The sequence below is a fragment of the Ruegeria sp. ABF4_144 genome, assembly GCF_056160045.1.
This window is the reverse complement of record NZ_JBSWWK010000001.1, coordinates 1,011,877-1,036,801: the sequence shown is the minus strand read 5'-3', so window position 1 is coordinate 1,036,801 and position 24,925 is coordinate 1,011,877. Positions and strand designations below refer to the sequence as shown.

The 24,925-nt window shown below is 58.9% G+C and carries 22 protein-coding genes; 5 read left to right on the top strand and 17 right to left on the bottom strand.

Features of this window, described 5'->3' with window-relative positions; translation table 11 throughout:
- Nucleotides 1-12 precede the first annotated feature (12 nt).
- The 7 genes from ccmB to yajC all read right to left on the bottom strand — a co-directional run bounded on the left by ccmB (nucleotide 13) and on the right by yajC (nucleotide 5,401).
- On the bottom strand, nucleotides 13-669 hold the full coding sequence (gene ccmB / locus ACXAGD_RS05350; protein ID WP_475208933.1) for a heme exporter protein CcmB: 657 nt from the start codon (nucleotides 667-669) through the stop codon (nucleotides 13-15).
- Nucleotides 666-1,280: a heme ABC exporter ATP-binding protein CcmA gene (gene ccmA, locus ACXAGD_RS05345; protein ID WP_475208932.1), complete on the bottom strand. Its 615-nt coding sequence runs from the start codon at nucleotides 1,278-1,280 to the stop codon at nucleotides 666-668. The genes ccmB and ccmA overlap by 4 nt, the downstream gene beginning before the upstream one ends.
- A gap of 66 nt (nucleotides 1,281-1,346) precedes the next feature.
- Nucleotides 1,347-1,700 (bottom strand): Mth938-like domain-containing protein, encoded by a 354-nt coding sequence (locus ACXAGD_RS05340; protein WP_475208931.1) that lies wholly within the window; start codon nucleotides 1,698-1,700, stop codon nucleotides 1,347-1,349.
- A gap of 9 nt (nucleotides 1,701-1,709) precedes the next feature.
- Complete coding sequence (locus ACXAGD_RS05335; RefSeq protein WP_475208930.1) at nucleotides 1,710-2,468, bottom strand: sulfite exporter TauE/SafE family protein; 759 nt, start codon at nucleotides 2,466-2,468, stop codon at nucleotides 1,710-1,712.
- Nucleotides 2,449-3,417, bottom strand: coding sequence for a protein translocase subunit SecF (gene secF / locus ACXAGD_RS05330; RefSeq protein ID WP_475208928.1), 969 nt, complete (start codon nucleotides 3,415-3,417; stop codon nucleotides 2,449-2,451). The genes ACXAGD_RS05335 and secF overlap by 20 nt, the downstream gene beginning before the upstream one ends.
- 1 nt (nucleotide 3,418) lies before the next feature.
- The gene (secD, locus tag ACXAGD_RS05325; RefSeq protein ID WP_475208926.1) at nucleotides 3,419-5,080 is read right to left on the bottom strand and encodes a protein translocase subunit SecD; all 1,662 of its coding nucleotides are present in this window, start codon (nucleotides 5,078-5,080) and stop codon (nucleotides 3,419-3,421) included.
- A gap of 33 nt (nucleotides 5,081-5,113) precedes the next feature.
- Nucleotides 5,114-5,401, bottom strand: coding sequence for a preprotein translocase subunit YajC (gene yajC, locus ACXAGD_RS05320; RefSeq protein WP_170325331.1), 288 nt, complete (start codon nucleotides 5,399-5,401; stop codon nucleotides 5,114-5,116).
- 202 nt (nucleotides 5,402-5,603) lie between these two features.
- Between yajC and ACXAGD_RS05315 the strand changes: the two genes are divergently transcribed.
- Together ACXAGD_RS05315 and serS are read left to right on the top strand one after the other, a co-directional pair.
- The gene (locus ACXAGD_RS05315; RefSeq protein WP_475208925.1) at nucleotides 5,604-7,268 is read left to right on the top strand and encodes a mechanosensitive ion channel family protein; all 1,665 of its coding nucleotides are present in this window, start codon (nucleotides 5,604-5,606) and stop codon (nucleotides 7,266-7,268) included.
- Nucleotides 7,269-7,340: 72 nt separating this feature from the next.
- Nucleotides 7,341-8,633, top strand: a complete 1,293-nt coding sequence (gene serS, locus ACXAGD_RS05310; RefSeq protein ID WP_475208924.1) for a serine--tRNA ligase — start codon at nucleotides 7,341-7,343, stop codon at nucleotides 8,631-8,633.
- A 54-nt stretch (nucleotides 8,634-8,687) separates the two neighbouring features.
- Here serS and ACXAGD_RS05305 read toward each other — a convergent pair whose 3' ends face one another.
- From ACXAGD_RS05305 to ACXAGD_RS05285, 5 genes are all read right to left on the bottom strand, one after another.
- Nucleotides 8,688-9,476 carry a helix-hairpin-helix domain-containing protein gene (locus tag ACXAGD_RS05305; protein ID WP_475208923.1) on the bottom strand — a complete coding sequence of 263 codons (789 nt, stop codon included), beginning with the start codon at nucleotides 9,474-9,476 and terminating at the stop codon, nucleotides 8,688-8,690.
- A gap of 92 nt (nucleotides 9,477-9,568) precedes the next feature.
- Nucleotides 9,569-10,555, bottom strand: a complete 987-nt coding sequence (locus ACXAGD_RS05300; RefSeq protein ID WP_475208922.1) for a fatty acid desaturase — start codon at nucleotides 10,553-10,555, stop codon at nucleotides 9,569-9,571.
- A 164-nt stretch (nucleotides 10,556-10,719) separates the two neighbouring features.
- On the bottom strand, nucleotides 10,720-12,183 hold the full coding sequence (gene der / locus ACXAGD_RS05295) for a ribosome biogenesis GTPase Der (protein ID WP_475208921.1): 1,464 nt from the start codon (nucleotides 12,181-12,183) through the stop codon (nucleotides 10,720-10,722).
- Between the two features lie 48 nt (nucleotides 12,184-12,231).
- The gene (locus tag ACXAGD_RS05290) at nucleotides 12,232-13,554 is read right to left on the bottom strand and encodes a PQQ-like beta-propeller repeat protein (protein ID WP_475208920.1); all 1,323 of its coding nucleotides are present in this window, start codon (nucleotides 13,552-13,554) and stop codon (nucleotides 12,232-12,234) included.
- 39 nt (nucleotides 13,555-13,593) lie between these two features.
- Nucleotides 13,594-14,265 (bottom strand): hypothetical protein, encoded by a 672-nt coding sequence (locus ACXAGD_RS05285; RefSeq protein ID WP_475208919.1) that lies wholly within the window; start codon nucleotides 14,263-14,265, stop codon nucleotides 13,594-13,596.
- Nucleotides 14,266-14,490: 225 nt separating this feature from the next.
- Here ACXAGD_RS05285 and ACXAGD_RS05280 point away from each other — a divergent pair, with 225 nt between their 5' ends.
- On the top strand, nucleotides 14,491-15,723 hold the full coding sequence (locus tag ACXAGD_RS05280; RefSeq protein ID WP_475208917.1) for an efflux RND transporter periplasmic adaptor subunit: 1,233 nt from the start codon (nucleotides 14,491-14,493) through the stop codon (nucleotides 15,721-15,723).
- Nucleotides 15,720-19,505 carry an efflux RND transporter permease subunit gene (locus ACXAGD_RS05275; RefSeq protein WP_475208916.1) on the top strand — a complete coding sequence of 1,262 codons (3,786 nt, stop codon included), beginning with the start codon at nucleotides 15,720-15,722 and terminating at the stop codon, nucleotides 19,503-19,505. Before ACXAGD_RS05280 ends, ACXAGD_RS05275 begins: the two co-directional genes overlap by 4 nt.
- Before the next feature lie 44 nt (nucleotides 19,506-19,549).
- On the opposite strand, the gene ACXAGD_RS05270 is transcribed toward ACXAGD_RS05275, so the two are convergent.
- The 4 genes from ACXAGD_RS05270 to ACXAGD_RS05255 form a co-directional block, all read right to left on the bottom strand.
- The gene (locus ACXAGD_RS05270; protein ID WP_475208915.1) at nucleotides 19,550-19,873 is read right to left on the bottom strand and encodes a hypothetical protein; all 324 of its coding nucleotides are present in this window, start codon (nucleotides 19,871-19,873) and stop codon (nucleotides 19,550-19,552) included.
- A gap of 152 nt (nucleotides 19,874-20,025) precedes the next feature.
- Complete coding sequence (locus tag ACXAGD_RS05265; protein WP_475208914.1) at nucleotides 20,026-20,430, bottom strand: DUF2147 domain-containing protein; 405 nt, start codon at nucleotides 20,428-20,430, stop codon at nucleotides 20,026-20,028.
- 54 nt (nucleotides 20,431-20,484) lie between these two features.
- On the bottom strand, nucleotides 20,485-22,290 hold the full coding sequence (locus ACXAGD_RS05260) for an ABCB family ABC transporter ATP-binding protein/permease (protein WP_475212501.1): 1,806 nt from the start codon (nucleotides 22,288-22,290) through the stop codon (nucleotides 20,485-20,487).
- 78 nt (nucleotides 22,291-22,368) lie between these two features.
- Nucleotides 22,369-23,634: a LysM peptidoglycan-binding domain-containing protein gene (locus ACXAGD_RS05255; protein ID WP_475208913.1), complete on the bottom strand. Its 1,266-nt coding sequence runs from the start codon at nucleotides 23,632-23,634 to the stop codon at nucleotides 22,369-22,371.
- A gap of 126 nt (nucleotides 23,635-23,760) precedes the next feature.
- On the opposite strand from ACXAGD_RS05255, the gene ACXAGD_RS05250 reads away from it, so the two are divergent.
- Nucleotides 23,761-24,312 (top strand): LOG family protein, encoded by a 552-nt coding sequence (locus ACXAGD_RS05250; protein ID WP_475208912.1) that lies wholly within the window; start codon nucleotides 23,761-23,763, stop codon nucleotides 24,310-24,312.
- A gap of 44 nt (nucleotides 24,313-24,356) precedes the next feature.
- Here ACXAGD_RS05250 and ACXAGD_RS05245 read toward each other — a convergent pair whose 3' ends face one another.
- On the bottom strand, nucleotides 24,357-24,806 hold the full coding sequence (locus ACXAGD_RS05245; protein ID WP_475208911.1) for a host attachment family protein: 450 nt from the start codon (nucleotides 24,804-24,806) through the stop codon (nucleotides 24,357-24,359).
- Nucleotides 24,807-24,925: the final 119 nt, after the last annotated feature.

Genomic DNA, 24,925 nt, shown 5'->3' with positions numbered 1-24,925 from the left:
AGTTTGACTGCGTCACCGAAGGTTGATGCGCAGAACGGCTGCGCTGGCAAAAGGTAGCAGAGCGATGGTGGCTGCCGTTATCCCGGCGAGCATCAGAAGAGGTGTTTGTGTCTCCATCCCCGTGGCGCCACGGCGTGCAACTTCGGCACCGAAAATCAGGGTTGGCACGTACAGAGGCAGGACCAGCAGCGACAACAGTAAGCCGCCGCGCTTTAGGCCCACGGTCAAAGCGGCGCCGAAGGTGCCGATGACGCTCATGGCCGGGGTGCCAATCAGCAGCGAAACCACCAGCCAGAAGAAACCCGGCACCGGAAGGTTCAGCAGCACGCCCAAAAAAGGCGCGGCCAGAACCAGCGGCAGACCCGTCGTCAGCCAATGCGCCAGCGCCTTGATCGAAACCACCGATTCCAGGGGCAGCGGCGCAGTGGCCAGAAGGTCGAGCGAACCATCCTCCCAATCCAGCGCCAACAGGCGATCCAGTGACAGCAGGCAGGCCAGCAGCGCGCCCAGCCACAGCACTCCCGGCGCGATGGTCGACAAAAGCGACGATTGCGGCCCGACCGAAAACGGCACCAAAACAGTCACGATCAGAAAGAACGCCAGACCGAGGCCAAAGCCCCCTCCGGCGCGGAAGGCCAGTTTCAGGTCGCGCAGCAACAGGGCGATCACAGGAAGCCTCCGTCGAAATCATCGATGGGTTTGGGTTTGGCCTTATTGGGGCCGACATCCAGAACCTCGCCATCCAGGCCGAGGTCGATATGGGTGGCGATTAGGGCCGAACCACCCTGCCCCAGATGAGCACGCACAGCATCGGCGAACATCTGCACGGCGTTTTTGTCCAGTGACACGGTGGGCTCATCCAGCATCCAGATCGGCCGCCCGGTAACCAACATCCGCGCCAGACCCAGCCGCCGCTTTTGCCCCGCCGACAGGTTGCCCGCATGCCGATCCGACAGTTCATTTAGTGCAAAAGCGTCCAGTGCAGATTGAATGCCATTCGTGCCGAAAACCGACGCCCAGAAGGTCAGGTTCTCGACGACGGTCAGCGTCGGCTTCAACCCATCGGAATGTGAGGCATAGGCGATCTGGTCCTCGGCCCCTTCGATCTGCCCGGTCAAAGGTGGCTGCAACCCTGCCAGCGTGCGCAGCAATGTTGTCTTACCGATGCCGTTCGGCCCACGCAGGATCAGTGCCTTGCCGGGTTGCAGCGCAAAGCTCAGCCCCTCAAGCACAGGAACGCCACCACGGGCGATGGCCAGATCGGTCACAGTCAGTGTCATGCGTTCCGCTTATCTGATTGCTGACATAGGCAAAAGGTAAGATTTGCCGCAGGCCCTGCGCCTCGGTCAGACCGGCAATAGCGCCAATGCAACACGTCGGCCTTCGGACAGCAACACGTTGTAAGTGCGGCAAGCGGCCGGAGAATTCATGATCTCAACACCCATCCCCGCATCCTCAAGCGACGCGCGAAAATCGGATGGGATATGCGTCAGCGCCTCTCCGGTGCCGATGAACAGAACATCCACCGCGTCTGCCAGCGCCAACAAAGACGCGGTGTCGGCGTATCCACCCCAGTCGGCAGTGCCGGTTGGCCCGGTCAGTACGGGTCCATGATGAACCTCTCCGCCGATGCGATAAAAACCGGGACCATAGCCGTCAACCGGAACTGCGTTGTTGTAGGTGATCTCATTCAGGCGCATAGGCACCTTCTAGCCCCAAAGCGGCAACCCAGACAAGGCCGCAACCGCGATCGCCAGATACGCAGCGCCGCGGTAAAGCCGTTCGTATTCGGGCCGAAAAAGCCAGCCCCCAAGCCAGTTGCCCAGTAGATTCGGTACGGACAGCACCAATCCCAGGCCCACAGCAGGCCAAGTGACGCGCCCCATGCCGCTCAGATAGCCGAGGATCAGGAAATCAAAGGCGAACAGGAACAACAGGATCGTGGCGCGGATGACTTCGACCGGTAAGGGACGCGACATGTAGAAAAGGATCACCGCCGGACCGGGCAAGCCCGCCACGCCGCCCAGAAACCCGGCAGCGCCGCCGATCCCGGCAACCATCACGCGCCCCACACGCCCGTGATATCGCAGACCGAGGATCAACACGGCCAGCATGAAGAGCGCCAGCAAGCTGACCACATAACGGAAGACCTCGGGCTCAACCCGCGTCAGAACCCATAGTCCGACCGGCAGTAACAAAGCGCATCCAGCCACCAATCGGACGAGATCACCCCTGTCCACCTCACGCCATGCACGACGCAGGTTCGGCAGCGGGCCGAAAATGTCCATGATGGTCAGGCCAATAATGGCTCCGAACGGGCCAAGAAATGGCGTAGCGATGGGGAGGAAGATCAGCGCGGTACCAAACCCGGAGAATCCGCGCACGATGCCGCTGAGAAAGGCGGCAAAAAGAATAACGGCCAGCCCCGTTGGGGACTGGCCGAATATCTCAGGCGTCGATGTTGGCAAACTGATTGCCCGCCGTATTCGACGGTTTGGACCAGTCGCGCTTGACCCCCAGCCACAACAGGATGGTCGAGGCCACGAAGACCGAGGAATACGTCCCCACGATCACACCCCAGATCATCGCAAAGACAAAGCCGCGGATCACGTCGCCGCCCAGCACATAAAGCGAGATCAGCGCCAGCAGCGTGGTCACCGAGGTCATCACCGTCCGGCTAAGCGTTTCGTTGATCGAGATGTTCAGAACCTCCTTGAGGTCTTTCTTCTTGTACTTCCGCAGATTCTCACGCACGCGGTCGAACACGACCACGGTGTCGTTCAGCGAGTAACCCACGATAGTCAGAAGCGCTGCGATGATGGCCAGATCGAAGCGGATTTGCAGCTCTGAAAAGATACCGATAGTCAGGATCACGTCATGCACCAGCGCGGCCACAGCCCCAAGCGCAAACTGCCACTCAAAACGCAGCCAGATGTAGACAAGCACCGCTCCGATTGCCAGAACGACCGCGATCACGGCGGTCTGGATCAACTCGCCAGAGACTTTGGGGCCTACAGATTCGACCGAGACAAATTCGATATCCGGCACGGAAATCTTCAAAGCCTCTTCCACCGCAGTGACAGTGGCGGCCGAGACAGACTCGGCATCGGCCTGCGCCTGAATGCGAATCATGGCAACATTTTCGTCTGCCCCGAAGGTCGGATCGAAAATCTCGGTGATCGTCACATCGCCCAGTTCAAGCGGCGCGATGGCGTCTCGATAAGCGCCGATGTCGATCTCTTGCGCGGATTGGGTCCGGATCGTGGTCCCGCCACGAAAGTCGATGCCAAAGTTCAGCCCCTGCAGCATGAAGGACGTGAACGCCACAACCATCATCAGGGCCGAGATGCCCAGCCAAACCTTCCAGCGGCTGAAGAAATCGAACGAGGTGTTCTGGGGTACGAGTTTCAGTCTCATGTCAAACCTCGATCGTTTTCGGGCGGCGGCGTTCGAACCACATCACGACAAACAGGCGCGTGACGAAGATCGCGGTGAAGGCTGAGGTCAGAATACCAAGACCCAGCGTAATCGCGAAACCGCGCACCGGTCCGCTGCCCATGGCAAACAAAATCACGGCGGTGATGAACGTCGTCACGTTGGCGTCGACAATGGCCGACAGTGCCTTTTCATAACCCAACTCGATCGCGCGCGCCGGACCTTTGGCAGATTTCAGTTCCTCGCGGATACGTTCAAAGATCAGCACGTTGGCGTCCACCGCCATACCCACCGTCAGAACGATGCCCGCAATACCCGGTAGAGTCAGCGTAGCCCCGATCAACGACAGCAGGCCAAAGATCAGCCCAACGTTGATGATCAGCGCGATATTGGCAAACACACCGAACAGGCCATAGCTGAGCGCCATGAAGCTGAGAACCGCGACAAAGGCCACGATGGTTGCAGTTTTACCCGCGTCGATACTGTCCTGACCTAGCTCGGGGCCAATGGTGCGTTCTTCGAGGAACTCCAGCCCGGCAGGCAGCGCACCAGCGCGCAGCAGGACGGCCAGATTGGTGCTTTCCTCGACGGTGAAGTTGCCGGTAATGATCCCCGACCCACCGGCAATATGAGCTTGAATCACAGGGGCTGAGATCACCTCGTCATCCAGCACGATGGCAAAAGGCGCGCCGATGTTGTCGCGGGTGTAGTCACCAAACTTACGCGCGCCGGATGTGTTGAACCTGAAGCTGACCGCAGGACGGCCGTTCTGATCGAACGCCGGCTGCGCGTCTACCAATTCCTCGCCCGTCACAACGGGGGCGGATTCAATGATGTAGTACACGCCACTTTCATCGATCGACGGCACCACTTCTTGCCCGATGCCCGGAACGGCGTCCGGGTCGGTGCCGCGCCCCACTACGGGATTGAAAGTCAGCTGCGCCGTGGTACCGATGATACCCTTTAGTTCACCGGCACTACCAATGCCCGGCACCTGAATCAGAATACGATCCGCGCCCTGGCGTTGAATGGTGGGTTCTCGTGTGCCGACCTCGTCGATCCGGCGGCGGATGATTTCCAGCGCCTGACGCACGGTGCGGTCGTCCGAAGCCAGCTTCTCGGCCTCTGACAGTTGCACGACGAGGGTGTTGCCATCAGCGCGAACCTCGATATCGGTGGCACCAACGCCGGTCAGCGTCTGCACCTGACGGGCGAGACCGCGCACAACTTCCAGCGCGCGGGACATACCCTCGGGCTGGCTGATCAGAACGCGAATCTCATCGGGGGCCGATTCCTGTTTGCGGATCGTGCCGACGGTTGCGCGTTCGACCCGCAGGGCATCGCGCACCTCGGGCCACATCGCCTCCATCCGGGATTCGTAGACATCTTCGACCTTCACTTCGGCCAACAGATGCGCCCCGCCGCGCAGGTCGAGGCCAAGATTGACCAGCGACGAAGGCAGCCAGTTCGGCCACTGCGCCGCTTGCGCCTGCATTTCGGGGGTGTCGATGCCAAGCTCAATCGCGGCCTTGGCATCGTTGGATTGCTCGACGCGCGTATAAAACGCATTCGGCAGGGCCATGAGCAGGCCGGTCACACAGACCAGCCAGATCAGAACCCGCTTCCAGGTATCAATTTGCAGCATTACCCTGCCTTTTCAAGGAATTGTCGTGCGAAGTTACTTCGCTGGTTCGGTTTTGTTCAGAACCTGAGCGATGGTCGACTTGACCACACGGACCTTGACGTTCTCGGCCAGTTCGACCTCGATCTCGTTCTCGCCTTCCTTGACCTTCGACACCTTGCCGATCAGACCACCCTGAGTGACAACCTGATCGCCCCGGCGTACGGCTTCGACCATGGCCTGGTGTTCCTTCATCTTCTTCTGCTGCGGACGGATCAGCAGGAAATACATGATCGCAAAGATCAAGATCAGCGGGAGAAACTGGGCGATTGCGCCACCTTCCATGGGATATTCCTTTTGGTTTGGAGATGCGGAGGGGCTCCGCAAATTTGGCGAGAACCTATGCTTTGAACCCGCCGTTTGCAAGCAAAGGCGGCACTGGATTGTTTCGGTTCGATACAACTGCCGCCAAGGATGTTCTCAAGCGTTGCAGATATGTCCTAGGAACATGCGCTCACTCGGATATAGTCAGCGGGAAGGAGGACGAATGACAAGGAACATCAAGCCCTTCCAGCTGTTGATGCATCTGGTGCATGCGACCGCTATCATTGCCCTTCTGTCCGGACCAATCGCGGCGCAAGACGCACCGGCCGCGCCCGAGGAGACCGAAGCAAACGAGTCAGAGGTTTTCAAAGCCCCTGTTATCGTGGATGGCGACGCACTGTTCTTTTTGCGCGGCTCAAGCGCGCTCCCGGCCTCGGAAAGAGCAGAATCCGTTCAGAACACAATTGTCGAAGTTGCCGAAGCCTCGGACAGTTCAAACGTTGTCGTTACGTATGAGGATACCGACCTTGGCACGCGCATTCTGGTCGATGGTGTTTCGGTTTCGATGGTCACCGTCGCCGACGCCGAGCTTGAGCAGATGGAGCTTGATGTCCTCAGCTTTCTGCACGGTCAGGCCATTGAAGATGCAATTCTCGCCTATCGCACAAACCGGTCCGAGGAGGCCCGTGTTTCAGGTGCCATCGAAGCGGCGGCGTGGACGGTGGGTTTCGGTGTTTTTGTCTTTGCGATCATGTGGCTGCATCGCAGGATCAGACGGCGCACGCTGGAATTCGTCAAACGCCACTTGAAAGATGTAGAAACCGCCACCGCTAAAAGCGTGCAAGCCGAAGCAATAGCCGCGCTGGTCCGCTATGGCCTGAATTTCATCCTGTTGGTGATCTTCTTTCTGGGCTTTTACTATTACCTGTCCTTCGTTCTTCTGGCCTTTGCCGAGACCCGCTACTTCGCACAACTGCTGTTGACCTACCTGACCGAGCCGGTCCTGCTGATCTTCAAAGGCATTCTCAGCTACATCCCCAACCTGATCATGTTGGGTCTGATATCCTGGGTCACGATGTATATCATCCGAGGCATGCGGGTCTTCTTTGATGCGGTAGAGGCGGGCTCGTTCGATCTGGGTGATTTCGAAAAACACTGGGTCAGCCCAACCTTCAACATCGCCCGCGTCGTTGTCATCCTGATCGCGCTGGTCTTTGCCGTCCCCTACATACCCGGATCAGATTCAGCCGCGTTTCAGGGCCTGACCATTCTTGTGGGCGCAATGCTTTCTCTGGGTGCAAACTCGGTCGTGTCAAATATGCTGGCTGGGCTGTTTGTGATCTACCGCCGCTCAACCTCGATCGGGGATCGCATCCAGATTGGGGATCACATCGGCGATGTGGTCCAGATCAAGCTGATGGAGACGCATCTGAAATCAATCAAGAACGAGTTGATCTCAATCCCCAACGCGCAATTGATGAACTCAGATGTGGTCAACTTTTCAAAAAGGACAGATGGCAGCGGGCTGCTGCTGCACACCACGGTCGGCATCGGTTATGAAGAACCGCCTGAGAAGGTCGAGGCGATGCTGATCGAGGCTGCTCATCGGACCAAAGGGATCAAAAACAAGCCAGAGCCTTTTGTTTTGTGGACCGCTTTGGCCGACTATGCGATCAACTATCAGATCAACGGCTATAGCACGCGCGGCAGCATCATCCCGAAAATCCGCTCGGACCTACATCGCAATATCGTGGCCGTGTTCAATGAGAACGGCGTTCAGATCATGACGCCCTCGTACATGGCTGATCCGGCCGAACCGAAAATCCCGGCAGAGGAATGGGATGGACACCTGGCGCATGAATCGCACGAGGGCGCGGATAAGTCGTAACCGGTGCTACACCCTGCCTTTCAGATGGTGCATAAGCGGTTTCAGTGATTCACGCATTTAAGGATCTGAACCATGCACGACATCCGCGCCATTCGCGAAAACCCAGCCGCCTTCGACGCCGCCCTTGCGCGCCGCGGGGACGCGCCGGTGTCGTCAGATGTGCTGAGGCTGGACGAAAGCCGCCGTGCCAAGATTCTGGCCGCAGAAACTGCGCAGGCCGAACAGAACAAGGCGTCCAAAGAGGTCGGTGCAGCCAAAGGGCGCGGTGATGAAGCCGAGTTTGAACGCCTGCGCGCTCTGGTGGCCGAGAAAAAGGCCCAGGTCGCGCGCATGCAGACCGAAGCCAAGGATCTTGACGCCCTGCTGACCGACCAACTGATCCGCATCGCCAACCTGCCCGCCGAAGATGTACCTGAGGGTGCGGATGAAAACGACAATGTCGAGGTCAACCGCTGGGGTACCCCGCGCGAGTTGGATTTTGCGCCGAAAGAGCATTTCGAGATCGAAGCCGTTCAAAACGGCATGGATTTTGAGACCGCCGCCAAACTGTCGGGCTCGCGCTTTGTACTTCTGTCCGGTGGTGTCGCCCGTATTCACCGCGCGCTGGCGCAGTTCATGCTGGACACGCATATCAACGAAAACGAACTGACCGAGGTCAACGGCCCGGTTCTGGTTCTGTCCGAGATGATGCAGGGTACCGGCCAGCTACCAAAATTCGGCGAAGACAGCTATCAGACCCGCGAAGGCTGGTGGCTGATCCCGACCTCCGAGGTTTCGCTGACCAATATTGTCAACGATACGATGATCGAGGAAAGCTACCTGCCCCGCCGCTATACCGCGCATTCGCTTTGCTTCCGCTCCGAGGCCGGTAGCGCGGGCAAAGACACGCGCGGGATGTTGCGCCAGCATCAGTTCGAAAAGGTTGAGATGGTCTCGGTCACGCACCCGGACAAATCGGACGACGAGCAAAAGCGCATGTTGCGCTGTGCTGAGGGTATTCTGGAAAAGCTGGGCGTGCCCTATCGCACCGTGATCCTGTGCACCGGTGATATGGGTTTTGGCGCACGCCGGACTTACGACATCGAGGCATGGCTGCCCGGTCAGGACACCTATCGCGAGATCAGCTCGGTCTCGACCTGTGGGGATTTCCAAGCCCGCCGCATGAACGCCCGTTTCCGCCCTGAAGGCGGCGGCAAGCCGGAATACGTTCACACCCTGAACGGGTCGGGTCTGGCCGTAGGGCGTTGCTTGATTGCCGTGCTGGAAAACGGCCAGAACGCCGACGGCACCGTGACCCTGCCCGAAGTTCTGGCCCCCTATCTGGGCGGCAAGCTGACCCTGCAACTGGACGGCACGTTGGTCTAAAAAAACCGGCGCCGCAATCGGCACCGGTTCGATAATCCTAAAGGCGGATAAGGCTTACTTCTTCGCCTTTTTCTTATCCTTCTTCTTATCTTTGCTCTTATCTTTTTTCTTATCTTTTTTCTTATCGTCTTTTTTCTTCTGATCTTTTTTCTTGTCGTCCGTCTTGGACTTTTTGCCCTTTTTCGACTTGGCTTTCACCTTGTCCTTAGCCTTCGAGAAAACGGCTTCCATTTCCTGCAGTTTTTTTGCGGCCTTTTCAGCCTTGGCTTTTGCCTTGGCCTTCTTGCGAGCTTTTGCTTCGGCGGCCTCGGCAGCAGCTTTTTCTGCGGCGGCCTTACGCGCAGCTTCTTCTGCAGCTTTGCGCGCGGCCTCTTCTGCGCGTTTCTCGGCGGCTGCAGCTGCAACAGTTTTGCGCGGAGCAGCACGGCGCGTAGTCGGCTTGCGCGCCGGGGAGCGGGTTGTTTTCTCAGCGGCTTGCTTCGCCGCAGCGGGTTTTCTGGCAGCAGTTTTGGCAGCCGCGGGCTTAGCTGCTGCGGGCTTTCTTGCCGAAGTTTTTGCCGCAGCTGGTTTGGCCGCTGCAGGCTTTCGGGCCGGAGTTTTAGCCGCAGCTGGTTTGGCCGCTGCAGGCTTTCTGGCCGGTGTCTTGGCGGCGGCTGGTTTGACCGCAATCGCTTCTTTCGCAGCAGCAATCAAAAGCGGAGCCCGCGCCGCCCCAATACGGGGCACTTTGGTAAGGTCAGCGGGGTTGGCTTTGGCCATGGCTTCGGCGGTCTTGAAGCCATTGGCGCTTAGCGCCTTCGCCATTGCCTCTCCCACACCCTTAACTGCTGTCACTGCGGTCATTCTTTGTCCTTTCTTTCTCCCTGTGCACAACAAAATATACGCCGTATATACACCTCAGCAAGCCGGTGAACGGCACAAGCCGCCCATAAGTGTCAACTGCTGTGCGCCAGCGTACTGGTTGTGTCCTTTTTCGGAAATGGCACGAGGCGTTTGGCATCCTCGTCCCAGAGCTTCAGATTCAGCGCCGCGACAGCCTCGGGGAATTTGATCCGGCGCGGCGTGTATTCAGGCGGTAGGTTATAGTGGCACGCCCGCAGCCGATAAGACGGAATGCGCGCATTAAAATGGTGGATGTCGTGCAACGTAATGCACGCCACGGCGTTGTCGAACCACCAGCCGAAATCCAGTGCGGACGAGCCCTGCAGCGCCGCCATTTGCGGATCAAGGTCTGGGCGACGGTCCCAATAGGTGTCTTCAAAGTTATGCTGCAGATAGACAAGAAACACGCCCAACATCCCGCCCAATAGCGAGAAAACCAACCAAACCAATATGCCCGTCGTGCCTGCAATCAGGTACAGCAGGCCGAGGAACACGACGATGGACAGGTTGTGCAGCACCACGCCCTTTACCCCGAACCGCACGGTATTCTTGGGCCAACGATAGCGGATGAAGTAGGTAAACAGCGCACCAACCGGAACCAAGATGAACGGGTTGCGGTAAAGCCTATAGAACAAACGGGTTTTCCAATCCGCCTCATTCCACTCGCGCAGGGTCATGGTGTGGATTTCACCGGTTTCCCGGTGCTCCAGATTGCCAATGCCCGAATGGTGCAGATTGTGGTTCTGTTTCATCACCTCGAACGGAGCAAAGGTGAAGGGCGACAACCCATGCCCGGCCCATTCATTCTGCTCACGCGCTTCAAACAGAGAGTGATGGCCGCAATCGTGCTGCAGCACATAAAGACGCACGGCGGAAAAGGCGAAGACGATCCCAGCGGGGACCATGATGTACCAACGGTCGACATACACGATAGCCAGCGCCAGCGACGTGAAATAAACCGCGAATGTTCCAAAATAGCTTAACGCGGCAAGCCGATTGTCCTGCACCGCGTATTGTCGTGTGTATTCCCGCAAATTCATTCAGCCCGTCCCCACGATTGGCCAAGTTAATATCACAACGAAACTATCTACATAATCCTCGTATTCAAGCGGCGCGCACAAAATCACATGCACGCAAGCGAATGCTAGCCTGCGGCAGCCGGGCTGTCACGCCCCTCAGCCAAAAATGCTGAAAATTGGCGCAGTTACGCGCGACCTTTGAGATGTTTGGCCAGCGCGCCTGCGTTTTTCTTGCGCCGTCCCTTGTAGGGGTTCTTGTCACCCTGGCCACGCAGTGTCAGGCGGATCGGGGTGCCCGGCATGTCAAAATCTGCACGCAAACCGTTGACCAGATAGCGCGTATAACTTTCCGGCATCTTGTCGGGATGTGAGCACATGACCACGAACCCGGGGGGACGTGTCTTGGCCTGAGTCATATAGCGCAGCTTGATCCGGCGGCCCTGCGGGGCTGGCGGCGGGTGCTGTTCCAGCATCGCGGTCAGCCAACGGTTCAGCGCCGCGGTGGGGACACGGCGGTTCCAGACGTCATGCGCGCGCAGAATGGCAGCACGCAGGCGCTCCAACCCGCGACCGGTCTTGGCTGACACGGTGATCAGAGGTGCGCCACGCAGTTGCGGCAGCAAGCGTTCAAAGGACTCTTTCAGATCGCGCAGCTTTTCCTGCTTGTCCTCTTCGATGTCCCATTTGTTGACGGCAACAACAACGGCGCGACCTTCGCGTTCGGCCAGATCGGCAATGCGCAGATCCTGCTGTTCGAACGGAATCGCGGCGTCCAGCAGAACCACTACAACCTCGGCGAATTTCACCGCGCGCAAACCATCGGACACCGAGAGCTTTTCAAGCTTCTCCTGCACCTTGGCCTTTTTACGCATCCCCGCCGTGTCAAATATCCGCATCGGGGTGCTTTCGCCATCCGGGTCAGCCCAGTCGATCCGCAAGCTGATGGCATCGCGGGTGATCCCAGCCTCGGGGCCGGTCAACAGGCGATCTTCGCCGATAATCTTGTTGATCAGGGTGGACTTACCCGCATTCGGACGCCCCACGACCGCCACCTGCAGCGGCTTGGCAGCGGTGATCAGAGGGGCTTCACCCTCGCCATCCTCATCCAGCTCGATATCAATTTCCGGCGCGTCGTCTACGGCCTTCTCCGCCGCGGCATCAGCCAGAGGCATCAACTGCGCATAAAGATCCGTCATCCCCTCGCCGTGCTCGCCCGACAATCGCACAGGTTCCCCAAGACCCAGGTTATAGGCCTCAAGCACACCGGCATCCGCTGCGTTGCCTTCGGCTTTGTTGGCCGCGAGGATCACGTGTTTAGATCGCTTGCGCAGAATCTCGGCAAACATCTCATCGGTAGGGGTCAGGCCGACGCGGGCGTCGATCATGAACAGACAGACATCTGCCATGTCCACCGCGCGCTCGGTCAAGCGGCGCATCCGGCCCTGCAGGCTGTCGTCGGTCGCATCTTCCAAACCTGCCGTGTCGATCACGGTAAAACGCAGATCGCCCAGACGCCCTTCGCCTTCGCGCAGGTCACGCGTTACGCCGGGCTGGTCGTCGACCAAAGCCAGACGTTTGCCCACAAGGCGGTTGAACAGGGTGGATTTGCCCACATTCGGGCGCCCCACGATGGCGAGGGTCAGCGACATGATACTCAACTTTCAAGACTCAGACGCGCCCTTTAACGCATCTTGCGGTCAACGGAAAGCGTGTAGATCACCTTTGGACGATACGACGTACAGCGTCTGCCCTGCGACAACCGGGGCCGTGGTGGCGCCGCCGGGCACTTCGACGCTATTCACCAGCGTGCCATCGACCGGATTAAAGAACCGCAGATAACCGTCATTTGAGGCGATCACGATCCGCCCGCCTGCCAGAATCGGACCATAGTGGGCAAAGATCGGTCCACGCCGGCCGCGCTTGTCCTTGACGAAACCCGGCAGATCCTGCGCCCAGACGATGGAACCATCTGCAATGTTCAGGCGGACCAGCTGGCTGCGATCACTGATCAGAAACAGGCTGTTGCCCGCGGGCCAGACCGTATCAACCGCGCCTTCATCTGCGGTCCAGATCCGCTCACCCGAGCCCGAGTCAAACGCCACAGTTCGGCCCGAGTGGTTACCGATGTAAATCCTGTCGCCAACGACCATGGGCCCGCCTGTGACGTCCACGATCTGCGCTGCGGCCCGACCGCGGCGGCCGCCCGCGACCGAGGCGTTCCAGCGCCGGATACCGCCCTTGCGGAAGGTCGCGGCGATGTCACCCGAACCGAAGGCAAAGACTGAAAACTCGGACGCGATGACCGGAGCAGGAGCGCCAAGCACGTTGCCGACGCTCGGTGTGCCCTGAACCTGCCAGGCGATGCGGCCATCCTTAGTGTTCACGGCCCAGCCGGTTTCGTCGCCCGCGACCAGATACAGCATTCCATCATTGACCAGCGGCGCGCCGCTGCCAGTGGCATTCAGGCGTTTTTGCCATTTGATCCCACCTGATTTCGCATCCAGCGCAGTCAGCCGGCCATACCCGGACGACACGTAAAGCACACCATTGGCATAAGCCAACCCGCCCCCTGTTGCGTCCGTATCACCATCGGTTGGCGGGATCAGATTTGTGCTCCACGCGACCTGCCCTTGCGGTGTCACTGCGGAAACGGTCGCCCCGGAGTCCAGCGTATAAATCAAGCCACCAGCAACGACGGGCTCAGCGGTGATACGCTGCTTGCGCGAATCTCCGTCACCGATCGAGGTAGACCAGATGCGCTGGGGCGTTGCCCTCAAGGCGGCATTAGTGGTGCGGTAGGCCGGAGTTCCGGCGCTCTGCGACCATGTGGCATTCGCCTTTTGCGCAGGCAGGCTGATCGGCTTCGAGCCGAGGGTTTCAGTGACTTCAGAATCCGAAGCAGGACGGATATCTTCTCGTTCGCCGGGCAGAATGACCTCGGGTTCTTCACAGGCTGCAAGCGCCGTCAGCGAAAGTGCCGCAACCGACAATCCAATGCGGGAGAATAGACTTGTCACCATGATGCTCCGAACTCGCCTGTCATTTTTTCTGCCGTCGGATCAGCCCTGCTGGGCCACCAACGGTTCCGGTTCGCCGCCAAGCGCGACAATCAATTGTGCAGCACGCTGCTGCAGGTCAACACCAATCTCTGCGTCCTGACGCAGTGCCTGCAACCGCTCGATCGCGGCCTCGGCATTGCCCTCAGAAATATCAATTAAGGCCAACTGTTCCTCGGCCAGCAAACGCAGGGGCGCACCCGGTGCCGCAAGGGCTTCAAACTGTTGGCGACGGTCAGCCACCGGCAGGGTGTCGCTTTGCAACAGCAGCGCCTTGAAGGCGGCAATGGCGCGGTAAATCTCTGGTAGGTCGCCCTGAATGGCAACGGCATTCAGGCTGTTCACAGCCTCTTCGCGCGATCCGGCCTCGATCTGAGAAGAAGACAGCAGCAGGTTCAGAACCGCATCGCCACCGGGCGTGGCCGCGTCGATGCTGGCAAGGCTGGCCGCACGTTCGGCCGAGTCATTCTGCGTCAGCGCGTTTAGAATCTGATCCCCCAGCTTTTCAGCCGCGCTGGTGGTGCGGGCCTTGCGAATCTCGTTGAAGGCAGCGCCGACGACGATCAGGACTACCGCCAGAACACCGACCCAGCCCCAACGGCGCAGCAGCAGAAACAGGCGATCGCGGCGGACCTCTTCGGTCACCTCATCAATAAAACTGTCGGTGTCGCTCATCCCTGCTCCCCGGGCTGTAACCAGTTCATATGGCGGCATGACATACCCCGCCGCTTTTGCCAAGCCAAGGGCCGGAATTCGCGCATTTTCACCGCGACACGCTGTCCTTGCGTAAAAAAGTGAACCGAACTATTCAGTTTAGTGTAGAAATGATAGATGTCTGACCCCATTTTCAGGCATACACGCCGAAGGACAATCGGTGAAGAATTCTGGGAGAGTCTCTGTATGCGTTTGATTTCATTCGTGAATGCGATTTTGGTGATTGCAGCACTGTTCTTTCTTGTTTTTGAGCGGGACGCGCTGTTTGCTTTTGCCGGTCGCGGCGACTCTGAGGTCGATGCGGTATCTGACACAGAATCCGCGAGCGACGTCACGTCAGATCAGAACGCAATTGGCGTAGTTGTCCTTCGGTCAGCAGCGCGGGAAATCGACAGCGCAGTACTTTTGCGCGGGCAAACCAAGGCCAACCGTCAGGTTGAAGTTCTGGCCGAAACCACCTCGACCGTGATTTCGGAACCCAAACGCAGGGGTACATTCGTCGAACCTGGTGACCTGCTGTGCGAGCTGGACCCCGGCACCCGCCCCGCCAGCTTGGCCGAGGCCGAAGCCGCCCGACTTGAGGCTGAAAGCCGAATCCCCGAGGCCGAAGCCCGCTTAGAAGAAGCGCATGCTCTGGTTGCCGAAGCCCAGATCAATCTGACGGCGGCGCAGAAATTGTCGGAAACCGGGTTCGGTTCGGAAACCCGCCGAATTTCTAGCGAAGCCGCGATGCGCTCGGCCGAGGCTGGTGTGAAAACAGCTGAGGCTGGTCTGGAAGCCACACGCGCTGGCATCGAAGCTGCCACCGCGGAGGTCAAGGCCGCTCAGCGCGAGATCGACCGTCAAACCATTGAAGCCCCGTTCAAAGGGCTGTTGGAAAGCGACACCGCCGAATTGGGCAGCCTGATGCAGCCCGGCTCGTTGTGTGCCACCGTCATTCAGCTGGACCCGATCAAGCTGGTCGGTTTCGTGCCCGAGGTTGATGTGAACAAAATCCTTGTCGGCTCGGAAGCTTCAGCGCGGCTGGTTACCGGTCTTCAGGTCGCAGGTCGCGTGACATTCCTGAGCCGGTCTGCAGATGAAACAACCCGCACGTTTGAGGTTGAGATCACAGTCCCGAATCCAGACCTGACTATCCGCGACGGTCAGACCGCTGATATCCGTATTTCCGCCGAAGGGGCAAAGGCGCATCTTCTGCCGCAATCCGCCCTGACACTGAACAACGAAGGTCAGGTTGGCGTCCGCACCGTAGGCGCGGAAAACGTTGTCGGCTTCATGCCGATCCGCCTGCTGCGCGACACGGCCGAGGGCGTCTGGGTCGACGGTCTGCCGGAAACCGCAGATATCATTGTCGTGGGGCATGAATTCGTGACACAGGGTGTGACCGTTGAGCCCACCTATCGGGAAGCTGCACAATGACGGGTTTGGTAGGATGGGCCGCCGACAGAGCCCGCATGGTTCTGGCCTTCATCGCGATCTCGCTGATCGTCGGTGGATTTGCATATGTCGGCCTGCCCAAGGAGGGTGAGCCGGATATCGAGATTCCGGCGCTGTTCGTCTCGGTCCAGTTTTCGGGCATCTCCGCCGAGGATTCCGAAAACCTGCTGATCAAGCCAATGGAAACAGAATTGGCAGATCTGGATGGTCTCAAGGAAATGACCGCCACCGCCGCCGAAGGCTATGCTGGAATCGCGCTCGAATTTGATTTCGGATGGGACAAGACCGCGATCATGGCGGATGTGCGTGACGCAATGAATAGCGCGCAGGCAGAATTCCCCGAAGGTGCCGAACAGTATTCGTTGTACGAAATCAATTTCTCGGAATTCCCCATTGTCATCGTTAATCTGACCGGCGCCGTGCCCGAACGTACAATGGCACGCATTGCAAAGGACTTGCAGGACGATCTGGAAGCGCTGGATTCGGTGCTTGAGGCCGGGATCGCGGGCAATCGCGACGAACTGCTTGAGGTCATCATCGACCCGCTGAGGCTTGAAGCCTACGACGTCTCGGCTGACGAGTTGATCAACGTCGTGCGGAACAACAACCAGCTGATCGCTGCGGGTGAGGTTGATACCGCGCAGGGCACCTTCTCGGTCAAGATCCCGTCCTCGTTCAAAACCGCTGAGGACGTCTACAGCCTGCCGGTCAAGGTCAATGGCGACCGCGTGGTCACAATGGGTGAGCTGGCGCAAATCAACTATACTTTCGAAGATCGCGAAGGCACTGCCCGCTTCGATGGTGAGTCCACCGTGGCGTTGCAAGTAGTCAAACGCAAAGGCTTCAATCTGATCGACACCGTGGCACAGGTGAAAGCAACCCTCGCCGTTGCGCAGGAGAAATGGCCTGCCGAGCTGCGCGCCGCCGTGGATGTCGGCACATCGAACGATCAAAGCCGCATCGTCGACTCGATGGTGCGTCAGCTTGAGGGCTCGGTCCTGACCGCCATTGCGCTGGTGATGATCGTGGTTCTGGCCTCGCTGGGTACGCGTGCGGCGCTGCTGGTGGGCTTTGCGATCCCGACTTCGTTCCTGCTGAGCTTTGCGTTTCTGGCCATCATGGGCGTCAGCATCTCGAACATGGTGATGTTCGGTCTGATCCTGGCTGTCGGGATGCTGGTCGATGGGGCCATCGTCGTGGTGGAATACGCCGACAAGCGCATCAAGGAAGGCATCGGCCCGATGCACGCCTATGTCGAGGCCGCGCAACGGATGTTCTGGCCCATCGTATCGTCTACTGCGACGACGCTCTGTGCCTTCCTGCCGATGCTATTCTGGCCGGGTGTTCCGGGCGAGTTCATGAAGATGCTGCCGATCACGCTGATCTTTGTGCTGTCCTCGTCACTGATTGTCGCGCTGATCTACCTGCCCGTTGTAGGCGGTGTTTCGGGTCGCCTGAGCCGAACCTTCGACCGCACCTCTACCTGGCTGCGCGGCGTCGCGCCTTGGTGGGTGCGTGCGGTACTGGTGCCGCCGTCACTGTACATGATCTTTCTGGGTGCGATGCAGCTGATCAACCCGACATATCTGACTTCGGGTGGGGGTTTTTGGTCGGTCGCTCTGGGGGCTGCGCTGTTCGTCTTCGGCGGCTTTGCCGGATCGGTGACTCTGAGCGCTGCCAAGATCGAACGCCACCGCGAAGAACGCGTCCAAACCGCACGTGAACACACCCCGTTCGGCTACGTGGTCAAATTCCTGGTCGGCAACCCGATCATGCCCGTGGTTTCGATAGCCGTCGTCGCGCTCAGCGTCATGGGGGTGATGACCTACTTCATGGGCAACAACCGCGGCGTTGAGTTCTTTGTCGAAACCGAACCGGAACAGGCGACCGCATATGTGCGCGCACGGGGCAACCTGTCGCTGCAGGAAAAAGATGCAATGGTTCTTGCTGCGGAAGAGGTGATCAGCGCGCACCCCGCCGTGACCAACGTGTTCTCGTTTGCTGGCGAAGGAGGGCTGAACCAAAACAACGGTGGCGCGCAGGCGCCTGCTGATACCGTGGGCCGGGTTCAGTTTGAAATCACCCCATGGGAAGACAGGCCCAAGCAAACCGAACCCGTCTTTTTCGGGCTGTTCGACAGGGAAATTATTGCCCCTGAATATGACGGTGATTTCGTTCTGGACGAGCTGAACGTGGAACTGGCCAAGCTGCCCGGATTCATCGTGGAAATCCTGCCGCTGGAACAGGGTCCAGCGGCGGCCAAGCCCGTGCATCTGCGTATCAAGGGTGACGGTTGGGAAGAATTAACCACAGCCGCCCAATCGGCGCGTGCCGTATTCGATGAGACGCCCGGCCTGATCAAGGTCGAAGACACCATGCCCCTGCCCGGCATTGACTGGCAGATCGACGTGGACGTCGCCAAAGCTGGCCGGTTCGGCGCCGATGTCGCTACCGTTGGCGCAATGGTGCAACTGGTCACACGCGGTATCCTGTTGGGGGAAATGCGCCCCGACAGCACCGATGAAGAGGTCGAAATCCGCGTTCGCCTGCCCGAAGAAGACAGGGTTCTTTCGACGCTGGATTCGCTCAAGGTACGCACACCGGATGGGCTGGTGCCGCTGTCGAACTTCGTCACCCGCCAACCGGTGGCTAAATTGGCCGAGATCAACCGCATTGATCAGCAGCGGTATTATGACGTGAAAGCGGATGTTGAACCGGGCCTGTCCAAAGTAGTTGTCGATAACCCAGACGGAACCGAACAACGCCTGGCTGTTGTGCGAGCAGTCGAAGAAGGGGCCGAACCCAGTGGTACAACCGTCACCAGCCCTAACGGTACGGTATATGAGCTGTTCCAGCTGACCGGTGCCAATTCGACCGACGACCTGCTTACCGCAATCGAAAACGGCGACGCGCGGTTTGCACTGGTCAATCCGAACGAACGGATCGCGGTGCTTACCGAGTGGCTGAACACCGACCCGTTCTCAAGCGCGATCAGCTGGGAATGGACCGGCGATCAGGAGGATCAGGAGGAATCTGGCGCCTTCCTGCAAAGCGCATTCCTTGGCGCTCTGGGGTTGATGTTCGTGATCCTGCTGGCACAGTTCAACTCGCTTTATAACTCGGTGCTGGTGCTGCTGGCGGTGGTTCTGTCGACCACCGGGGTTCTGATCGGGATGATCGTGATGCAGCAGCCGTTCTCGATCATCATGACCGGGACGGGCATCGTGGCGCTGGCGGGGATCGTGGTGAACAACAACATCGTTCTGATCGACACCTATCAGGAATACAGCCGCTATATGCCCCGGATCGAGGCGATCGTCCGCACGGCCGAGGCGCGTATTCGTCCAGTTCTGCTGACCACCCTGACCACGATGGCGGGTTTGACACCAATGATGTTCGGCTTGTCGCTGGACTTCATCAATGGTGGCTATTCGATCAACAGCCCAACGGCGCTGTGGTGGAAACAGCTGGCCACCGCAGTGGTGTTTGGCTTGGGTATCGCCACGGTCCTGACGCTAATCGTGACGCCTTCGCTGCTTGCGCTGCGGGTGTGGGTGACGACCTACCTGGTCTGGCTTGGCAGAGTTCTGGCCCGCGCTACAAGAGGACGGTCCAGCCAGATTGCGCAGGACATGGCCATCGGCAAAGCCGCGCGTCAGGCACAGGCGACCGAGGTTGTTTGGGGCGATGAACCAGAACCTGCGTCCTCGGATGCCGATAAGCCGGGACACCCGCCCGGGGCGCCGCTAAAAGCCGCTGAATAATAAATGGCGAGCCCAAAAGCTCGCCATTTTCACGTTGAACCGTCTTAGTCGGTGAAAACGTATTCGCCCAAATCGCATAGATCCAAGCCGAAGTCTTCGGCATAGGAACCATCCGAAAACGCACCACGAATGTCGTAAACGCAGGTGTTCAGACCGTCAGCAATCAGCACATCCGCCTCGTATCCAGGCGCGATGTAGTCACCGCCAAGCAAGTTCGCTTCCCAATTATCCGACGAGCTTGGAGAGACGTTGAATTCGACCAGATCGGCGCTGCTTTCATTGGCCAGCAGAAATACAAGATCTTCGGCAGATGCAGACGATGCAAAAAGCGACGCCAGAACCAACGGCGCAGCAAACAATTTCTTCATTAGGTGTTTCCCTGGTTTGTTTTCCAACACGAAGCGGTTGGTACCTCGGTCATAACGGCCAGACGCCATTGATCAAACGACAATCGTCCACGACCAAGCTGAGCACCGGCAGAATTAACATTCCAGCAACAGCGTCACTTCAACAAGCCGCTTTACTTGGGTAATCGAGTCCATGTCTGGTGGCCGCAGACCACATGCTCGCAACCCCGCACTGTCAGGGTGTCTCCGCTAAGGGTCATTTGCGGCGCAACGTCCACATTGACCATGGGAATCCAGAAATCCCCTCCGCCGTATTTGCCGCCCCCTTCGGAGGAAACATCCCAGAACAGTTTCTTGCCGATATTCGGGGTCTGCACCTCTTTGCCGGACGCGTCATAAGCCGATTGAATCTGACCGCAGAACTTGTCGCCGCAGGCGGATATCTTGATATGCGAGATCAGGTTCTTGCGGTCGGGTTCCGTTTTCCAGACACCTACGATGGGATCAGCCGCCGCAAGGACGGGCGTTACAAGGGCGAATGCGGCCACAACAGCTGCTTGTCGAACGAAATTTCGCATCACACCACCTCCTCTACAATCCGGTTAGCATAACACATCCGCGCGCAGCGCATGTCACGCTGCCTGTGAGTCCGATTGCTGGCGGCTCCACAACTGCGCATATCGGCCCTCGTGTTGCAGCAGCTCGTCATGGGTGCCTTGCTCAAGGATTTCACCCTGTTCAAGCACAACGATGCGATCAGCCTCGGCAATGGTACTGAGCCGGTGCGCGATTGTCAGCACGGTGCGCCCTTCCCCGGCCCGGGCCAACGCGTCCTTGATGTCTTGCTCGGTATCAGTGTCCAGCGCCGAGGTTGCCTCGTCCAGCAACAGGATCGGCGGGTTCTTGAGCAAAGTTCGGGCAATGCCGACTCGCTGCTTTTCACCACCCGACAGTTTTAGCCCACGCTCACCGACCTTGGTGTCATACCCTTCGGGCAGCGTGACGATGAAATCGTGGATCTGAGCGGCTTTGGCTGCGGCTTCGACCTCGTCCTGCGAGGCACCGTCGCGACCATAAGCGATGTTATAGCGAATGGTGTCGTTGAACAGCACCGTGTCCTGCGGCACCACACCGATGGCCGAATGCAGGCTGTTCTGCGTCACGTCACGCACGTCCTGCCCGTCAATCTTCAGCGCCCCGCCGGTTACGTCATAGAACCGAAACAGCAGCCGCCCGATGGTGGATTTGCCCGAGCCTGTCGCCCCAACAATTGCCACGGTCTGACCGGCCGGAACGATCAGCGAGATACCCTTCAGGATTTCCCGATCTGCGTCATAGCCAAAATGAACATTCTCCAGCGTGACTTCTCCGCCATTGACCAGAAGGTCCGGCGCGTCGGGTTTGTCGGTGACCTCGGCGGGTTGTTCCAGCAGGTCGAACATCTGCCCCATGTCGACCAGCGACTGGCGGATTTCGCGGTAGACTGTGCCCAGAAAGTTCAGCGGCACGGTGATTTGGATCATGTAAGCGTTGACCATGACGAAATCGCCCACCGTCAGCGAACCGCTCTGAACGCCAATAGCCGCCAGTACCATCACCCCGATCAACCCACTGGTAATCAGGAAAGACTGACCGAAATTCAGGAAGGCCAGCGAGTATGCCGTTTTCAGCGCTGCACCCGCATAGGCCTTCATCGATACGTCATAGCGTTCAGCTTCGCGCTGTTCCGCGTTGAAATACTTGACTGTTTCGAAGTTCAGGAGACTGTCGATGGCGCGCTGATTGGCCTCGGTATCCTGATCGTTCATTTCCCGCCGCAGTTTTACGCGCCATTCGGTGACAGCGAAGGTGAACCAGATGTAGAAGCCAATAGTCACCGCCACCACGACCAGATACCAAACATCGAACAACCACATCAGGATGATCGCTACTAGCAGAAGCTCCAGGATCAGCGGCCCGATTGAGAAGAGCAAGAAGCGCAGCAGGAACTCAACACCTTTGACGCCGCGCTCAATGATCCGGCTGAGGCCCCCGGTGCGGCGCGTTACGTGGTAACGCATCGAAAGCTGATGAATGTGCTGAAACGTCTCAAGCGCCAACGCCCGCAAGGCGCGCTGCCCAACCGGCGCAAAGGCCGCATCGCGCAACTGCTGAAACCCAACGGTCATCATCCGCGCCACACCATAGGCGACGGTCAGCCCCACGGCCCCGAGCGCCAGCGGTGGGACACCCTCACCGGCCAGAGCATCGACAGCGCCTTTATACAGGATCGGCGTGCAGACCGCGATCAGCTTGGCCAGCACCAGCATTGCCATAGCGATGACCACGCGGCGTTTGACCCATGGCTCATCCTCGGGCCAGAGGTACGGTGCAACCTTGCGGATCGTGCGCCAGCCGGACTGGCGCTCGTCAGTTTTGGGCATATCGTCGGAATGCATCGGGGCTGTTCGTCTCATCACGTACCTGATCTGCGGTCAGAGATAGCCCCTGCCCCGCAAAGGGCCAGAGGCAAAAGTCTATTCAGGGATCGTGAAAATCTGACCGGGGTAAATCAGGTCAGGATCGCGGATCGCCTCTCGGTTGGCTTCAAACAGCCTGACGTACAATACACCATCCCCGAACCGTTCGCGTGAAATGGCCCAAAGCGTATCGCCCTCCTGCACCGTCACGGATCGGATCGGAGGCGTGTCGGGATCAAGCTCTGGCTCGTTCGTCGCCTCAGCCGCGCGCAGGACCTCCTGCGACTCGCGTTTGAACGGGGTTTCAAGGCGACTGAACACTGTGCCATCCGCGCCGACCTCATCCACGCGCAGGGTGTAAACGCCGGGCTCGACATCATCCAACTCACTGCGCCATTTGCCGTCTTCGGTGGGGGTCAGGTCATCCACAAGCCGATTATCCAGATACAGGCGCACAACCGATCCATCCGGCACCCGCCCCGTCAATTCGACATCGCCGGCATCGGAATAACCGATCGTGTCCAGAGCGACCTGATCCGGCGCCTGCGTTTGCGTTGTTGGTGCCTGCACCAACTCGACACCGTCTTCACCCGACCGCAGGATGGCAACACCCTGGCCCTGAGCGTCATCGCTCGCCGCGTCTGCCACCTGCTCCGTTTCACCCTCTGACGCGGGCGCATCAGCTGTTTCGGTCGGTTCGGACACGTCAGCCGTATCGGCGACTGCCACGTCTTCGGGTTCCGTAGTCTCCGTCTCGGCGGCGGCGTTGTCTGCCGTTTCAGCGGGCGCCTTCGGCTCGTCCACCGGTTCCGGCTCTGGCAGGGCGGCGATGACATAGTCATCCGAGCGCACCGGCTCATCGCCCTGCGTTTGCAGTGTCAGGCCGCGCGCGTTGTCAGCAAACGGGATCGACAGGAATTCGGCAAACTGGCCGGTGGAATCGACCGTGAAACTGTGTACCTGTTCACCATCCAGCAGCACGTTCACCTCAGCGCCGGGCTCGGCCGTGCCGGACAGAACTGCATTCCCGTCCGGTTCGACAAATATCTGGTCCAGAGAGGGGCTGACAGGCGCCGGTGCCTCTGCCGTGTCTTCAGCCGCTTCGGTGGGCGCTTCGGCCTCGGGCGCTTGAGCGGCAGGCTCGTCCGGGGTGCTGTCTTCGGTGCTTTGAGCTGCTACCTCAACTTGCGGCGCAGGTTCTTCGGGTGCGTCTGCACCCATACGGGACAACAGCAACCCGCCTGCTCCGACAACAACCACGATCCCGGCGATCACCCCCCAGACGACGGTACCAGAGCTTGTCTCTCCCGACTCGGCGTTCATGTTTTTCCTTTCACTCCGCAGCGCAAGTGCTTTGACTATAACACATTCTGCCTGACGGTTGAGCCAATCTATCAATCCCGCTATCAGGGGTCAAAACCTCAGGCACAACCCCGGAGAGCGTTCACGATGACTCAGAAATCTGTTTGTGTGTATTGCGGGTCACGCAATGGCGCTAATTCCGCCTATTCCGACGCCGCCAAAGCATTTGGCACCCTGCTGGCGCAGGAAGGCTGGCGTCTGGTTTACGGCGCCGGTGATGTGGGCCTGATGGGCGAAGTCGCACGCGCCGCCCAGTCCGCAGGGGGCGACACGTTCGGCGTGATCCCGGTTCATCTTTTGCAGCGCGAGGTCGGCAAGACCGACCTGACCCGTTTCGTAATCACCGAAACGATGCACGAGCGCAAAAAGGTCATGATCATGAATGCGGATGCAGTGGTCGTCCTGCCCGGCGGCCCGGGATCATTGGACGAGCTGTTCGAGGCCCTGACATGGCGTCAGCTGGGCCTGCACGACAAACCCATACTGGTGGTGAATGTGGACGGCTACTGGGACGCACTGCACGATCTGTTGCAGCAAGTCATCGGTCAGGGGTTCGCCGACGGTTCGCTGGCGGATTTCATCACATGGGTCAATGACCCGGCAGACGCAATGTCCGCCCTGCGCGATGTCCTGACCTGACGTGGGGACGGGCGGTTCTTGACCGCCCGTTTTGGGGACATCGCTTAAGTGGCCGGGCTCAGGCGGCTGGTCAGCAGCTTTTCAACCTTGTGAATGGGGTGGTTGGTCAGAGTCTTGTCGACCTCTGCTACAACCTTGGCCAGCACCTCGCTGTGCAGGCGGCGTCGCAGCAGGCCCAGAACATGCGGGCTAGCGACCAGAACCAAACGGTTAAACGCACCCTTCAGACCCTTGCGGTTCAGCAGATTGGCAACATCCTGAACAAAAAGGGATTTCGCATGGGTTTTCCAGTTCGGCTCTTCAACCGCAGATTTCTGGTTTGGCCCACCATCGAACCGTCGCCCTGCCCGGTCGGTCGGGCCTGCGGAGGCATCCTGCTCCTCAACCGAGACGACGACCAGATTGGGGTCTTCGGCGTCGGTGATGTTTTCGACAAACAGCGCCTTTTCCCCATCGGCAATGACAACCCAGGTTCCCTGTTCAAGTGCGACCATCGTGCTCTCCTTTTTAATGGCTGTTAAGGCCAGCCCTCGTTAATCAGGCAAAAATCTCCCGTTACGCGACCAGAGTGATCCAGTGCGTTGCCTGATTGTGTTTCAGTTGATTGGCGGTC

What these genes read in the sequence shown, in the direction of transcription:
- secF (WP_475208928.1), bottom strand. Translation starts at nt 3,417, where the DNA reads ATGAGACTGAAACTCGTACCCCAGAACACCTCGTTCGATTTCTTCAGC.
- ACXAGD_RS05270 (WP_475208915.1), bottom strand. Translation starts at nt 19,873, where the DNA reads ATGAAGAAATTGTTTGCTGCGCCGTTGGTTCTGGCGTCGCTTTTTGCA.
- ACXAGD_RS05245 (WP_475208911.1), bottom strand. Translation starts at nt 24,806, where the DNA reads ATGGTCGCACTTGAACAGGGAACCTGGGTTGTCATTGCCGATGGGGAA.
- ACXAGD_RS05305 (WP_475208923.1), bottom strand. Translation starts at nt 9,476, where the DNA reads ATGACCGCAGTGACAGCAGTTAAGGGTGTGGGAGAGGCAATGGCGAAG.
- ACXAGD_RS05315 (WP_475208925.1), top strand. Translation starts at nt 5,604, where the DNA reads ATGACAAGGAACATCAAGCCCTTCCAGCTGTTGATGCATCTGGTGCAT.
- ACXAGD_RS05255 (WP_475208913.1), bottom strand. Translation starts at nt 23,634, where the DNA reads ATGAACGCCGAGTCGGGAGAGACAAGCTCTGGTACCGTCGTCTGGGGG.
- ACXAGD_RS05340 (WP_475208931.1), bottom strand. Translation starts at nt 1,700, where the DNA reads ATGCGCCTGAATGAGATCACCTACAACAACGCAGTTCCGGTTGACGGC.
- ACXAGD_RS05250 (WP_475208912.1), top strand. Translation starts at nt 23,761, where the DNA reads ATGACTCAGAAATCTGTTTGTGTGTATTGCGGGTCACGCAATGGCGCT.
- secD (WP_475208926.1), bottom strand. Translation starts at nt 5,080, where the DNA reads ATGCTGCAAATTGATACCTGGAAGCGGGTTCTGATCTGGCTGGTCTGT.
- ACXAGD_RS05280 (WP_475208917.1), top strand. Translation starts at nt 14,491, where the DNA reads ATGCGTTTGATTTCATTCGTGAATGCGATTTTGGTGATTGCAGCACTG.
- ccmA (WP_475208932.1), bottom strand. Translation starts at nt 1,280, where the DNA reads ATGACACTGACTGTGACCGATCTGGCCATCGCCCGTGGTGGCGTTCCT.
- ACXAGD_RS05285 (WP_475208919.1), bottom strand. Translation starts at nt 14,265, where the DNA reads ATGAGCGACACCGACAGTTTTATTGATGAGGTGACCGAAGAGGTCCGC.
- ACXAGD_RS05300 (WP_475208922.1), bottom strand. Translation starts at nt 10,555, where the DNA reads ATGAATTTGCGGGAATACACACGACAATACGCGGTGCAGGACAATCGG.
- ACXAGD_RS05275 (WP_475208916.1), top strand. Translation starts at nt 15,720, where the DNA reads ATGACGGGTTTGGTAGGATGGGCCGCCGACAGAGCCCGCATGGTTCTG.
- serS (WP_475208924.1), top strand. Translation starts at nt 7,341, where the DNA reads ATGCACGACATCCGCGCCATTCGCGAAAACCCAGCCGCCTTCGACGCC.
- der (WP_475208921.1), bottom strand. Translation starts at nt 12,183, where the DNA reads ATGTCGCTGACCCTCGCCATCGTGGGGCGCCCGAATGTGGGCAAATCC.
- ACXAGD_RS05290 (WP_475208920.1), bottom strand. Translation starts at nt 13,554, where the DNA reads ATGGTGACAAGTCTATTCTCCCGCATTGGATTGTCGGTTGCGGCACTT.
- yajC (WP_170325331.1), bottom strand. Translation starts at nt 5,401, where the DNA reads ATGGAAGGTGGCGCAATCGCCCAGTTTCTCCCGCTGATCTTGATCTTT.
- ACXAGD_RS05260 (WP_475212501.1), bottom strand. Translation starts at nt 22,290, where the DNA reads ATGCATTCCGACGATATGCCCAAAACTGACGAGCGCCAGTCCGGCTGG.
- ACXAGD_RS05265 (WP_475208914.1), bottom strand. Translation starts at nt 20,430, where the DNA reads ATGCGAAATTTCGTTCGACAAGCAGCTGTTGTGGCCGCATTCGCCCTT.